Origin of the sequence: Aquimarina macrocephali JAMB N27 (genome assembly GCF_000520995.1) — a bacterium.
Taxonomy (GTDB): Bacteria; Bacteroidota; Bacteroidia; order Flavobacteriales; family Flavobacteriaceae; genus Aquimarina; species Aquimarina macrocephali.
Window position 1 is genome coordinate 59,591 of sequence record NZ_JACA01000053.1, and the last position, 13,401, is coordinate 72,991.

The following is a 13,401-nucleotide window of genomic DNA, read 5'->3' on the forward strand; positions in this document are numbered from 1 at the left end:
ATTTATCAAAAAGGTTGTGCAACTGACTACCATAAGGGAACTTATTGATTTTTTTGAATTAGGAGGGAGGTAATGGTTTAATAGAAAAGAGGATAATTAGCATGCTAATTATCCTCTTTTTAGTACAATATATTAAGTTTTAGATTGCTGATGCACCAGCTTCTGCCACTGCGTGGTCATTTTCAACAGAACTTCCACTTACTCCAATAGCGCCAATGATTTCACCTGCTGCGTTTTTAATTGGTACACCACCGGGAAAAGTAATTAGACCATTATTAGAGTGCTCGATGTTGTACAAGGCACCTCCTGGTTGAGACAATTCGCCAATAATCCCTGTATTCATATCAAAATAACGAGCTGTCTTCGCTTTTTTAATTGATATGTCTAAAGAACCTAACCAAGCTCCATCCATACGCCCAAATGCAACTAAGTTAGCTCCTGAATCTACAATTGCAATATTCATTTTTGTATCTATTGCTATAGATTTTTCTTTTGCTGCTGAAATGATTTTTTCAGCCTGTGCTAATGTAATGTTCATTATTTTATGTTTTAGTTTTTGTAGTAATTTGAGCACAAATGTACAATGCAAGTGACCTTATTTAATTACTAAAACAGTTCAATAACTTATGAAAAAAGGTCAAGTGTAAAAATGAAGCTAAAAGATGAAATATTATCTGGAAATTTCTTTGGGACTAAACCCAAATTTGTTTTTAAAAGCTATGCTGAAGTTTGAAAGGTTATTATACCCAAAATCCAGGTATATATCTGATGGTGTTAATTTTCCTAGTTCTAACGTTTCTTTTGCTTTTTGAAGTCGCTTATCTTGTAACCATTTTCCTGGAGATGCGTTATACTCATTAATAAAATGACGTTTAAAAGTAGATAAACTCATATTACATAAAAATGCAATTTCCTCTAATTTTAGATTGGAATGTATTTTACTCTCGATAATTTTTTTGAAAGGAGAGGTTTCTTCAACTATTAATGACCTTAAATATAATTCAAACTTTTTTCCATATTTATGAATAAGGTAAAGCATAATTTCTTCAAATTTTACAGAAAGTAAGTTTTCAATAAAAACTGCTGGCGCATCACCAATCGTTGATAATGAGTTTAAATAAGAAGTTATGTATGCATCGTTTCTAATTACAAAATAAGGCACTTCTTCCTTTATTATTTGCTGATTCTGTATGTGTTTATCTAAAAAATCTTTGAGTATTTTTTCAGAAAAAAATAAGAGTTTACAGTAATAAATGGCATCCGTATCCAGTAATTCTGTCCAAATCCAATTTCCTTTTTTAAGAAGTAACGATTGATCTTTATTTACAGTAACCGATGTTCCTGCAAAGTGTACTTGCTTTTTTCCGACTTGTAAAAAGCTAAACATATGCATATTTAGGTTAACCTTAGTTTTAATGATGTCTTCGGCCATTTTAAAATCGTAGACAAAAAGATCAGGTTTAAGTTTAGGGTTATTAATATATAATTCTGGGATATTGTCTATTGGCATATGGTGGTATTTCAAAGTCATCTTATAATTCGGCCTCTTCCAAGTAACAAGATTTTTGCGATGCTAAGATCTCAAAAAAAATATTTTTTTGAGCTACAAATATTTACATTTTCTATGTTGCTTTCTTCACAATAAAGAAACGTGCAGTCACGATTTTTATTAAATGTATCTTTCTTTAATAATAGTAATATGATGTTTTTCATGACCAATTATAGACTTTAGAAAATCTTCAAGAGTAATTTCATATTGTCGGGCCATACCTTTTATTTTTAATTGACTTTCAGACAACGTTTCAATAAAACTAGTAGATGCCTTTCTTACATTTACAAAATCAGCTACTAATTGTTTGAGTGTTAATTCTTCAAAACGACTATTTTCTACTAATAAATTTTGGTCATAGCCCCATAGTTCTACTAATTCGTTTCTACTCATTAAAAATGCTCGAAACATCATTATTCTTTCATGATCTGTTATATGTCCAACAATTTGTTTAATACTCCATTTGGTAGGTGCATAACGATAAATAGCTTTTTTCTCGTTGATAGAATTTAGAAATGTAATTGTTGATGACGAAGAAAAGAGTGATTGATAATTCATATTCTTTACAAAGTCATAATAATATGGGAATCCATCTTCGGGTACGTATTTCATATTTTACTATGATGATTTCTTGTCAATTAATGATATAATAGCCGCCTCTTTTAATTGTAAAAGATGTAACTCTTTCCAAATGATGCATAAAGTGTTTATGTATGATTTGTTGCGTTAGAACTAAGATAACAAATTAAAGCAAATCAAATACCGAAGGAGGGAAGGTGCTGTTCATAGCATTGATTGGAGATATGTTCGAAAGTTTCAAAAACATAAACACCTAGATTGATGGTGTTTATGTTTTTGAGCAATATCCTTTGCTATACTTTTATAGAGTATGAATATTAAGTTTTAGCTAATCGAACAATTTCCATTACCATTTGGGCTCATCCAATTACCTTGGATAGTATCCCCATCTGCAAGTCGAAGTAAGGCTTGACCCTTTAATTGACAACCTTGATCCCACTTAGAATCAACTTCATAAATCATTGAAATCCCATTTGTACCTGCGGGAAAGGTGAATGTTGTACTGGGACCATTAGCTATAATAGAAACTGCTTCAAGCCAAGTTGGATTAGCAGCATTTACATTTGATGTATAATTGAATTTAATATTTCTCCCTGTAGCAGGGGTAGTAATAGAATTTGTCAATGTTACCTTTACAGCCGATGGCAATCCTGATGTTGGAATTGCAGATCCTTTAACGTATGGGTTGTTTTTATCACATGGCGCAGTCCCCATTGTATTCCCTGTACTACTAAAGGATTTTATTTTAGAATATTCGGTAATGATTGATTTCGCACCGTGATTAGGAATTTCGTCACCGCTTGTTGTGAGCATCCCCCATCCTGCATTTCGCTCATAATATCTAAAAGCAAAACCACCCGAAACGACATCTGCCATATTTATTGGCGAGCCTGATCCTGATTGTGGTGTGAGTTTCGTACCTCCATACAAATAGTCAACTTGTTGCCAAGTTCTTGGAGAGACAGCTCTTGGATTCGAACCCATTTCGGTAAAAGTTATCGGCACAGGGTTAGAGCCTTCAAATGCTTTTGTTAATGTATAATAAGCGCCAACTTTTGCTGCGAGTGTTCCTCCAGCCCAACGCTCACAATTGTAGCCTAAGAAATCAAGACGTTCTGATGCGTTCCCACACATGTACGCTTTAGCTGCTGGTATAGTGAAATCAGGATCATCACGAAGTGCTGCAGTAACCGGAACAGTACGAGTACAATTTTTTGCCATATATGCTTTCAGGTATTTAGCCCCGGCTCTAATTTTAGTTGGAATATCATAACCTGGATTTTGTCCTTCCTTACCAGGATCAATTGTTTCGTTTCCTATTGAAAACCCAAGAACATTCTGGTATTTACAGAATTCATCCGCAACAGCTTTTAATCGAGCGTTATACACTGTAGGACCGTCATGCACTGTTGTATGATCCACGGCACCTACTAAAACATAAATTCCTGCAGCAGCCAAAGCATTCATGACTTTTGTGTGATCTTTTGCTGGATCAACTTGATAAACACGAATGGCGTTTATTTTCATGTTTGCGAACCCGTAAGTTGTTGTTGTTTTCAACAAATCTTGAATAGTAGTTAAATTATTGTCTGAAATTGGATCTACAAAATCCGTAGGTTGATAACATACTCCTTTTGGAGCCCACTGATCTGTGCCGCACATAAACAAATTATTGGAGATGGTAATTGGTGTAATGTTTGATGAATTAATACTTTGTGTCATAGTTTTGGTTTTAATATTGGTTATTGTACTTATTTATAAGTACAAACCAATATACTAACCCCAAATCAATCTCATATTAGTATAAGTACCTTAATACATACGTACATATACGGTAATCTCCTTATCTATTCTTATTATAATACCCGTTTATTAACGTGGTCTCTTTACTATATTTATAAGGAATATTTTATAAATTTCATTTTAATATAGTTTATACGTTGTTAGCAAAAGTTTTTTCCATAATTATATATTCAATCCCACCTTTTTCAAATTTTTTATCTGTAGGTTTTAAATCGAATCTCTCATAGAATTTTGATTTCTCCACTCGAGCATTACACCATAATTTTTTAATCCCTTCTTTCTCTATTAAATCGATTATACTTTTTAATAGAATTGTTCCGTACCCTAATCCCTGAAATTCAATTAATGTTGCGAATTTTCTGAATTGTACCTCATTATTCTCTATAAATAAGGATATTATAGATGTGATTTCTCCATTTACAAATAAACCAAAATGTCTCGCATTTTCATCGTTTGGCAATTCAACATATTCTATTGGTTTATTTGGCCACATAACTTTGTGTCGAATAGGTAAAGTTTCGGAAGAAGTAATTTGTTTAATTTCGGTAATTATATTTTTCACTTATATGGGGTTTAGTTATCACCAAATATATGTTATTACACATAATTTGTACGTTTGTTTTAATAGTACATTTGAATATATATATATAATCATGCTTTTATAGTATGTATAGATCAATAGAGTGTTTATGAAGAAGAAAGAAAATGAAACTAAAAGAATAAAGAAACCGTGGCCAACTAAAGATGCTATGGAACAAGTTTATGAAATGAAACTTTGGGGAGGTAATAAATCTGATTTTTATTCTGGTGTAGGGTCACATCATCCTGATATAATAAATCCATATATAGATGTTTTAACTTCATTTTTAACATCTTTTAAAAAACCTCTTACGGTATGTGATTTAGGTTGTGGAGATTTTAATGTAGGAAAAGAATTGGTGAAGCATACAAATAAGTATGTTGCAGTAGATATAGTAACCGATCTTATAGTACGTAATAAAGAAAAATTTAAAGAAGAAAATTTAGAATTCCATTGTTTGGATATCGCAGTAGATGATTTACCTTCTGGAGATTGTGTTTTATTAAGACAAGTATTACAACATTTATCAAATGCTGAAGTGCAGAGTATAGTAAGTAAATTAACGGATTTTAAATATGTTATTTTAACAGAACATATACCTGAAGGAGATTTTATACCTAATAAAGAGATCATTTCTGGACAAGGGATTAGACTAAAAAAACAAAGTGGTTTAAACATATTAGCTCCACCATTTAATTTTAAAGTAAAAGAAGAAAAGCAATTATTGTCTATTGCTTTAAATGGTTATAAAGGGATTATAGTAACTACGTTTTATAAAATTTTTTAAACTACATCTATGCAGTTGATTATGATATTATTGTTACATCTTATTCTTTCAATATCAATTCTTCTATTTTCCTATTATCGGTTTTATTTTGGACGTGTTTCGAATTTTCCAGTAAAATGATTTTTTTTAAACTAGGGAAAATTTTGTTTGCTCGTTTTATCATTTTTTTACCAGGAAACATAATGTCTTTTTTTGCAGCGATAATAGTAATCGGAGTTTTTATTGATTGAGCTTCTGTTTTTTTTATTGTTGGAACAGGAGTAAAGTCCATTTTAAAATGTAAAAAAACTTTCGATAAGTAGTTAAGAGCAAATTCATCTCTTTCAGAAAAAAGGACTTCCAAGAATTTTTCCAAATATTTTGTGTTTTTAGTTTTTATATATCGTTTCATAGGAATGAATACCTTGAATAAAGCAATAAGAGGATTTCCATTTACAATAAATGCGGGTGCAGATAAGAATACCTCTTTTATATTGTTTTGATTTTGAATCAAAGTTTTGAGAATTATTAGTCCCCCGAAAGAGAAACCAACCATAGTTACATTTTTCAACTCTAGTTTATTGATAATATCGTTTATCCATAAACCATAACTTTCATCTTTCATACTTAATCTGATTTCAGCGCTTTTATTGGGTTGTGCCAGCACATCTATAGCAAATACCTGATAATCTGTATAAAGAGTAGGGTAGGTCTCTAAAGCGATGGGAGCGCAGCCATTAGACCCATGAACTAAAAACAAAGGAGGCTTTATAGAATTACCTACTATAATGATATTAGTTTTTCCGAAATTGGTATCGATAACCTTGTTTTCAAATTCTATTTCTAAATCATTTAATTTTTCATTATAAAGATTTAGTATTTCATTTTTTCCAAATTCTGATTTATATAATGATTTCATTTTGTAATTTTAGGACAAATTTACTAATTATTATTATTTAGGACAAGTTTACTAATGAGCAAAAAGAAAAAATTAATTTTAGAAGTTGCTAGAACTTTGTTTAATGAAAAGGGTTACAGTCAAGTAACCATAAGAATGATTGCTTTAAAACTAGACATGAGTTCAGGAAATCTAAATTACCATTATAAAAAGCGAGAGGATATTTTTGAGGCTTTATATTTTGAGATGGTTTCAGAATTTGATGAGAGAATAAAGAACTTAAAAAATACGGAAGTCTCGATAACACAAATTAGGAATGATATTGAACAAAGTATGATACGAATGATTGATTATAAATTTTTCTGGACAGATTTATACAATCTTTTAACTGTAAGTAAAAAAGTAAAAAAACATTTTCAAGAGGTTTATAAAAACAGAATCACTGGTTGTTTTTTGTTATTTGAAAAAATGAAAAACCAAAATTTGATGAGAGATTCGTCTTTTGAATTGGAGTATAGTTTTTTGGCAGAAAGAATGATTAATTACGGAAATACGTGGCTATATTCTACGAGGTTATACGTTAATAAACTTAACTCAAATGATATAGATAACCACGTAAATATACTTTTAAGTATGTTGTATCCATTTCTTACTCCTCTAGGACAAAAGGAATTTAGAAGCATATTACCAAATCTTTTTGGTTGATATTATGTTACAATGCCTCTTGTGTGATTCGTGTAGGGTTTTGTTGACTAGGAACTAAATTAATAAAAGAAAAGAAACCAAAGAGAGAATTTGTAGGATTTTCCTAGTACGTATAGATTTAGTAATTAATTTTTCAGATTATTGCAAACCAGTTTGTAATATCTATAGTTCTTAATGTCTAGTTTATCCATTCCACTATTTTTTTTTGAATAATTGGGTATGAATTTTTAGAAGGCATATGTTTTGAGTTTTCTAAAAGATGAACTTCTTTTAAATTTGAAAATAACTTTTTACTTCTTTGAGCAATTTTTTCTCCAGGAAAATATACATCATCTTTAGCAGCAATTACATATACTGGAGCTTTAAAATTTTCAACCTCTTTTGGTTTTAATAATTTAGGTATTCTTGTGTCTAATTTTACACCTTTCATTATTAGGCTTAACATTTGAAACAAAAAATCATCTTCAATAGGAACAAATGCGCTTAAAAAAGATTTTAGATGTTTTTCTTTTTTAGTAATACTCCATCTAATTAACGGAAAAGTAAGTTTTTTTGTAGACTCCCAAATATTTCCATTTACAATACCGCTTGGAACTACCAAAACACATTTTTCAATACGTTGTGGTTTATAAGTTATTAGCTTTTCAACGATAAATGCACCATAAGATATTCCAACAACATTTACTTTTTTTATTTCCAATTTTTCCAAAACTTCATCTACCCATAGCGCAAAAGAATTGTCTTTAATATTCATTATTTTTTCCTCGCTCTTAGTTGCTTGCCCTATGGTTTCGATAACATAAAAACAATACTTGTCTAAAATACCTTTAATGGCCTCTAATGTAATTGGTGCGCCAGCATTATAACCGTGAAACATTACAATTTTTTTCCTTTAGAATTCCCTGTTCTTACAACTCTGGTTCTTCCAAATTTTGTATCAACATCTACGTTGGTATAGTCAATTTGTAAATCTTTTAATTTTTGATCGTACAGATTCATTAAATCTGTTTTTGCCTGGTTATTCTTGTATATTGATGCCACAGTACATTTAATTTAAAACAAAGATATTTAAAATATATCTAAATTAGTCCAAATAGCCTATTTTTGTGAAATAATGAAAACAAAAGACAAGATTAAAAATACAGCTAGAGCGCTTTTTAATAATAAGGGGTTTAGAAATGTTACGCTAAGAGAGGTTGCTAAAGAGCTTTGTATTAGCTATGGTAATGTTACATATCATTTTAAAACAAAGAATCAATTGATTCTTAACTTATATGAAGATATGCAAAACGAGACCTTAGAAATTTTAAAAACATTTGATTATGAAAATTTATTAAAAGGCATATTAGAGGCACCTAAATTTACTTTTGAAATCTCAATAAAGTACTTGTTTTTTTATGTTGATTTTATAGAAATTAAGAGAAGTTATACAGATATTTCTTTAAAATTAGAACAAGATAATGCAGATAGAAAAAAAGGATATTTACAAATTTTACAAAGGTTACAGCTCCAAGAATTATTGCGAGGTGAGTTAATCGATAAAGATTTAGATTATTTAATGGATTTAAGTGGAGCAATGCGTACTTTTTTCTTTATAAATCTTCATCCCAAGAATTTTTTAGATGTTGATTTAAAAGATAAATATGTAGTTTATGTAAATAACTTAATCTTTCCATACCTTACTACAAAAGGTATGGAAAAGTATAAGTCTTATTTAGGATAATCTTTCGTTATAATATGGTTTAATGGTTTACAATGTACTCTTAAAAAAATCCAACGCCAATTTCAATGTTTTTTCGTGTATTTCTTTTCTGTCAACTGTTGGTTTGTCTATTGTTATACTAGGTGCGACTTCTTTTCCGAATTCTGTGGGTTCATTTAAAAACACATAATGTCCAACATTTTTATCGAATAAGTGTATTTGGCTGGTCTTGATTAAATGATGATAATTTTCGGCATTGTTTTTTATTGGCGTATTTGTGTCACCTTTTCCGGCTACAATAAAAACAGGTGCAGTAATTTTGTTTGTTTGTTCTTTGGCATGGAATCCAAATCCAATTGCTGGTGCCATCACAAAAAATGCTTTAATCCTATCATCTTTTACATGATCTTTGTACTTATTATAGGATGAAACGATAAGGCTGTCATTTTCAAAATCTATAATTTCATCTGTTTTTGGAAATTCGGCGGGCATTTCTCTATCCTCCGACTTTTCAGTCTCTCTAATTGTTCTATCTACATAACCACCTGCCAATGCGATATTTGTATAACCACCCAAAGAAAAACCAACTCCACCAATTCTTGACGTGTCTATTTTTGTTCCAATTTCAGTATTGTTAAGGATATTTGTAAGTACGTATTGAACATCAATTGCTCTTTCCCACCATTTTACGAATTCCCTAGGTATTTTATTGAAAGTGGAATTTCCATAGTGATCTAGTGAAACAACAACATACCCTTCTTTTACCATTTTTTCAATAAACCAAGTCAATGAAAACCTATTGCCTCCGGTTCCGTGCGAGATTAATATCAGCGGAAATTTTTCATTCGGAATAGTTGCATTCGGAATTGTTTCGATGGTCTTGAAAAGTTCCTTTTGGTTTTCTTTCGACTCTTTTTTTGTCAAATTATCTAGAGTAGGGTACCATATTTCGGTAAGTAATGGTCGATTTCTTGATTCATCTACAAACGTTACTGATTTTTGTCCTATTCTAAACGTTTTTTCTTTTTGTTGGGCACAGGAAAGAAATAGGGTGATTGCTGTTAAAATTATTAACGTGTTTTTCATTTATTAGTTTGTTAGTTAAAATTTATAGACAAACGAAAAAAAAAAATGTTACAGTGTTTCTTTAAATTACTACCTATGGTTTATATATGAAAGGTAGGGCAGGTGATAAGTGATACGCTTCGGATTGGTATTAAGTCAAATTTTATATATAGCTATTATTAGCATTTGTTATTTTCTTTCAAATATTTAATGATTATTCCAAGTTGTCCTAAATGATAAATATCGTGATGTAGCATTCCGTTAATCACAAAACTATATTTATAATTACCCTTAAAATCTGTATCATAATATTCTTCATTCAGAAATTGATCATCTTTTGATTTTAATAAGTTAATTAATTCGGTCAGAGTTTTATCATATTCCGATTTGATATATTGCCAACCCATTAATTTCAGTTTGTCATTAGTCAACCAGTTTTCCTCACAATCATCTGTTTTACTTCCTTTACCTGTCTGGATTTTTAAAATTGTCTCTTTTCTCCACAATGTCAAATGGGAAATTATTTCAGCGATACTGTGTAAGTTTTCAATTGGTCTAAAGAAAACTACATTTTCGTTTACCTGATTCAATTTGCTGGTAAAAGTACTACCTATCCATAATTTTCCATTTTGGACTTCTACTAATTGTTGAATAATATTTTCGACAAGGTATTTCATTAAAATAAATACTAACGTTAAATATATGTATTGTAGCAGGGCAAAATGTTACGTTGCGATCGACAAATCTGCGCTGATTTTATAACTTTCCCTACATATAATCTTTATGTCTTAGCAAATATACAAGAACGATTGGATCCATCAATAAAGTCTACTATGACTTATATTTGGTATTAGACACTCTTTTAGTTTTTAATTTCTTTGATAAATCTACTGCTAATCCAGCCAATAAGATGCGGTTTGAATCTATGATGCTTATAGTTGATATAAGTATTTTCGAGTTCATGCTCTCTGTCAATCAAGACGTACCACCATATTCTACCCGTGTCATCTTCATGTGATGCATAGGCAGTGCCTTTATATCCTTTTTTGAGGATTCCAATTGTGTTTCCAGTAATCCCTAGAAATTCATTTACTGTTTTATCATCAATCCATGGGTTAGCTCGAAACTTGTATTTTTGATTGACTATTTCAAATCTTTTAGGAGTAAAAGTGTGCTTAGGTTTAGTTATAAAAGATCTTAGTTCTACTGATTTCCAGATTAACTTGAAACTTGGAATACTTCCAGAATATGAGGCTTGATAAACTGAATTTGTTAAGTTGGGATCAGCACAGCATCCCCAGTCTTTGACATATAATTTATCAAGATGTTCTCCTTTCCAGTCCACCTTCATGATTCCTTGTTGAGTAGTGAACACTTTTTGAAACCCTGATTCGGTCTGAATAAATATGTAAACCACTGAACCTTCTCCGGTATATGGACCTTGATAGATAATATCAGCAAGTTTGTCATTGTTAAGATCAACAGCACGAATTTCGAATCTAAGTTGAGTATCCATCATTTCCAAAGCGCGTTTCTCTTCTTCTAAAAGTTTGTTTGAATCTATATATTTAATGAATTCAAGTTTAACTTCATAATGGTTAGGAACTTCATATCCGTCCCACTTAAAAGTATAAATTGGATTATACCTGTCAAACTCGATTAAGAAATCTTGCCCGAAAGTTAGATTGAAAATTATAAGTAGAATAATTAATACTGATTTTTGCATTTAGTTCAAATGTTTTATAACGTATTCGTGTATGGTTAGTTACGTTGGCTAGGAACTAAGTTAGCAAAAGAAAAACGAACCAGAGGAAAATCCATAGGGTTTACAGAATACATACAGAATGAACAATTAAATATATATGTTGTTGCATGCAGTGCTTCATTCACTATTTGATTTACTTCGTTTGATATTCCACAAAGCAATCGTAGATGCGATAAAAAAGATAATCAAGATTATATTTAAGTACCCTCCACATACTATAATCCAAGTACTGCCTGATAAATTTTCACAAATAAAACCTTGAATCAAAAAAGGTATAAGTGGAAAAAAAAGAATAATCCATCTCGGGTATAAAGTTTTTCTTTTCCAAACTTGAACGATAAATAAAATTGATAAAAGTCCAAAAATTGGATAAACAAATAACCTTAAAACATTATTTGTTTCTACAGCAAGTGAGACGGCCTCATTCATATCAAGATTATTTTGAGTAGCCAATTTTGCTGATGTTGCAATAGAAACATACACGCCATGGATAACTCCATATGCTATTACAATAGCTCCAAAGCAAAATAATATGGTATTCCTTAAAACAGGTTTACTTGGTTTAAACGCATGATATACTTGAACCACTCCAAGCATATAAAACCAAGCAGCTAACAGAGCAGTAACGCCACTTGTAATAATTCTAAAGTCCGATGCATTCCCCATATTCTCTCTTAAACTGGTATTACTTGAGTCATAGTAAAAAAGCATATCTCCGGCAAATAGAATTAGTCCACCAATTATTCCGAATATTCCAAAGACTCTAATCCAAAACTGATTAATTTTCATTGATTGCGGTTATTTTGTATGCTGTTTTTTATTTGTAATAGTAATACCAATTACTTTCATAATTTGTGTCAAAATTCTCTTTACTGTCCAGGTAAGTAGTTTTTCAATCTTATTATTATTAGATTAGGAATTAAATTCCCCAAAATGCCATAATATTCCACAAGGATCGTGAAGGAAAAACTCGTTTCCCCATTCTTTATATACAATTTCAGATAATCGTACATTCTTATACTTTTTAGTCAATTTTAAGCTCTGTATAGTTTTTAAAGTATTTTTCAAATTATCTACTTCGAAGAAAATCATTGAGTTATCAATCCAATCTTTTACAAAAGCATCTTGTAGATAAAACCCGAATTTTCCAATATAGAAATAAGACATTTTTTTAGAGGTAATTATTTCCTCAAATCCCAAATCAGTATAAAAATTTCGAGAAATAGTATAGTTTTTAGAACCAATAAAAGTTCTGATGGATTTTCCTTCTATTTTCATTTTGAGCATTTTGCTATATTACATACAACGGTTTTATATGTGATTTCGTTGTGTGTTTCAGCAACTAATTTAGCAAATACAAACCGAATAGAAAATCCGTAAGGATTTTCGGTTTAACCACAAGTCAAATCTTTTGTGTTTTGTTTTAATTTTTCTCTTTTAATAAATACCAAATCAAAAGATTTGGCGACTTTGCAAATAGACAATGACCTTTTGATTAAACACTAATCGCCCTATTTGCTATATATGGTGTTACAGGTTTTTTATAAATATGAATTTAGTTTTTCGAGTATTTTCGTAGCTCCATAGTTTTTAGCCGTTTGGATTCCTGTTTTTGGATTCGCACCAGCCTCCAAAAGAGCGTTTATAATATCCAAATTTTCTTCTCCTTCTTTTCTTCCCGTGTTAATATTCGCTTGGACAGCTATATCAACAGCATGGTCTAAAGGAAAACCTTCTCCATCAGTTCCAATAAACTCAACATCTGCACCTTCATCAAGTAATAATTTTAGACAATCTAGATTTTCGTTTTCAATTGCAGAATGAAGTGGTGTCCAAAATTCACCTTTTTGGTTAAGTTCAATTTTATTTTTTAACAGTAACTTTAGCTTATCTAAATTTCCTTCAAAAGCTGCTTTACAAATTTTTTCAAAGTCATTTTTCATGATGAGAATTACCTATAACGTTTAATATATGTGTCGTAGCTGCGCA

The 13,401-nt window shown here is 30.5% G+C and carries 17 protein-coding genes; 3 read left to right on the forward strand and 14 right to left on the reverse strand.

Annotated elements, in window-relative coordinates; genetic code table 11:
- Window positions 1–139: 139 nt before the first annotated feature.
- The 5 genes from Z054_RS0124360 to Z054_RS0124380 form a co-directional block, all read right to left on the reverse strand.
- A complete protein-coding gene (locus Z054_RS0124360) occupies window positions 140–538 on the reverse strand; it encodes a GlcG/HbpS family heme-binding protein (RefSeq protein WP_024772632.1) in 399 nt (132 codons plus the stop codon).
- Between the two features lie 132 nt (window positions 539–670).
- Window positions 671–1,510 carry a helix-turn-helix domain-containing protein gene (locus tag Z054_RS0124365; protein ID WP_024772633.1) on the reverse strand — a complete coding sequence of 280 codons (840 nt, stop codon included), beginning with the start codon at window positions 1,508–1,510 and terminating at the stop codon, window positions 671–673.
- Between the two features lie 159 nt (window positions 1,511–1,669).
- The gene (locus Z054_RS0124370; protein WP_024772634.1) at window positions 1,670–2,161 is read right to left on the reverse strand and encodes a DinB family protein; all 492 of its coding nucleotides are present in this window, start codon (window positions 2,159–2,161) and stop codon (window positions 1,670–1,672) included.
- A gap of 291 nt (window positions 2,162–2,452) precedes the next feature.
- Entirely contained in the window at window positions 2,453–3,850 is a 1,398-nt protein-coding gene (locus Z054_RS0124375) for a glycoside hydrolase family protein (protein ID WP_084050578.1), read from the reverse strand.
- 211 nt (window positions 3,851–4,061) lie between these two features.
- Window positions 4,062–4,493: a GNAT family N-acetyltransferase gene (locus Z054_RS0124380; RefSeq protein WP_241461447.1), complete on the reverse strand. Its 432-nt coding sequence runs from the start codon at window positions 4,491–4,493 to the stop codon at window positions 4,062–4,064.
- Between the two features lie 127 nt (window positions 4,494–4,620).
- On the opposite strand from Z054_RS0124380, the gene Z054_RS0124385 reads away from it, so the two are divergent.
- Entirely contained in the window at window positions 4,621–5,298 is a 678-nt protein-coding gene (locus Z054_RS0124385; protein WP_024772637.1) for a class I SAM-dependent methyltransferase, read from the forward strand.
- 40 nt (window positions 5,299–5,338) lie between these two features.
- Here Z054_RS0124385 and Z054_RS0124390 read toward each other — a convergent pair whose 3' ends face one another.
- Window positions 5,339–6,196: an alpha/beta fold hydrolase gene (locus Z054_RS0124390; RefSeq protein ID WP_024772638.1), complete on the reverse strand. Its 858-nt coding sequence runs from the start codon at window positions 6,194–6,196 to the stop codon at window positions 5,339–5,341.
- 54 nt (window positions 6,197–6,250) lie between these two features.
- On the opposite strand from Z054_RS0124390, the gene Z054_RS30565 reads away from it, so the two are divergent.
- A complete protein-coding gene (locus tag Z054_RS30565) occupies window positions 6,251–6,880 on the forward strand; it encodes a TetR/AcrR family transcriptional regulator (RefSeq protein ID WP_024772639.1) in 630 nt (209 codons plus the stop codon).
- A gap of 178 nt (window positions 6,881–7,058) precedes the next feature.
- Here the strand turns inward: Z054_RS30565 and Z054_RS0124400 are convergent, their stop codons facing one another.
- Together Z054_RS0124400 and Z054_RS31895 are read right to left on the reverse strand one after the other, a co-directional pair.
- Window positions 7,059–7,757 carry an alpha/beta hydrolase family protein gene (locus Z054_RS0124400; RefSeq protein WP_024772640.1) on the reverse strand — a complete coding sequence of 233 codons (699 nt, stop codon included), beginning with the start codon at window positions 7,755–7,757 and terminating at the stop codon, window positions 7,059–7,061.
- The gene (locus Z054_RS31895; RefSeq protein ID WP_161635334.1) at window positions 7,757–7,921 is read right to left on the reverse strand and encodes a hypothetical protein; all 165 of its coding nucleotides are present in this window, start codon (window positions 7,919–7,921) and stop codon (window positions 7,757–7,759) included. The genes Z054_RS0124400 and Z054_RS31895 overlap by 1 nt, the downstream gene beginning before the upstream one ends.
- Before the next feature lie 73 nt (window positions 7,922–7,994).
- Here Z054_RS31895 and Z054_RS0124410 point away from each other — a divergent pair, with 73 nt between their 5' ends.
- Complete coding sequence (locus tag Z054_RS0124410; RefSeq protein WP_024772641.1) at window positions 7,995–8,603, forward strand: TetR/AcrR family transcriptional regulator; 609 nt, start codon at window positions 7,995–7,997, stop codon at window positions 8,601–8,603.
- A 27-nt stretch (window positions 8,604–8,630) separates the two neighbouring features.
- On the opposite strand, the gene Z054_RS0124415 is transcribed toward Z054_RS0124410, so the two are convergent.
- The 6 genes from Z054_RS0124415 to Z054_RS0124440 form a co-directional block, all read right to left on the reverse strand.
- On the reverse strand, window positions 8,631–9,668 hold the full coding sequence (locus Z054_RS0124415; RefSeq protein ID WP_024772642.1) for an alpha/beta hydrolase family protein: 1,038 nt from the start codon (window positions 9,666–9,668) through the stop codon (window positions 8,631–8,633).
- Between the two features lie 158 nt (window positions 9,669–9,826).
- Window positions 9,827–10,324 carry a DinB family protein gene (locus tag Z054_RS0124420; protein WP_024772643.1) on the reverse strand — a complete coding sequence of 166 codons (498 nt, stop codon included), beginning with the start codon at window positions 10,322–10,324 and terminating at the stop codon, window positions 9,827–9,829.
- Window positions 10,325–10,509: 185 nt separating this feature from the next.
- Window positions 10,510–11,373 carry a hypothetical protein gene (locus tag Z054_RS0124425; RefSeq protein ID WP_024772644.1) on the reverse strand — a complete coding sequence of 288 codons (864 nt, stop codon included), beginning with the start codon at window positions 11,371–11,373 and terminating at the stop codon, window positions 10,510–10,512.
- A gap of 156 nt (window positions 11,374–11,529) precedes the next feature.
- On the reverse strand, window positions 11,530–12,201 hold the full coding sequence (locus Z054_RS0124430; protein WP_024772645.1) for a DUF6796 family protein: 672 nt from the start codon (window positions 12,199–12,201) through the stop codon (window positions 11,530–11,532).
- 123 nt (window positions 12,202–12,324) lie between these two features.
- Window positions 12,325–12,690, reverse strand: coding sequence for a VOC family protein (locus Z054_RS0124435; protein WP_024772646.1), 366 nt, complete (start codon window positions 12,688–12,690; stop codon window positions 12,325–12,327).
- 263 nt (window positions 12,691–12,953) lie between these two features.
- On the reverse strand, window positions 12,954–13,355 hold the full coding sequence (locus Z054_RS0124440) for an ankyrin repeat domain-containing protein (RefSeq protein WP_024772647.1): 402 nt from the start codon (window positions 13,353–13,355) through the stop codon (window positions 12,954–12,956).
- Window positions 13,356–13,401: the final 46 nt, after the last annotated feature.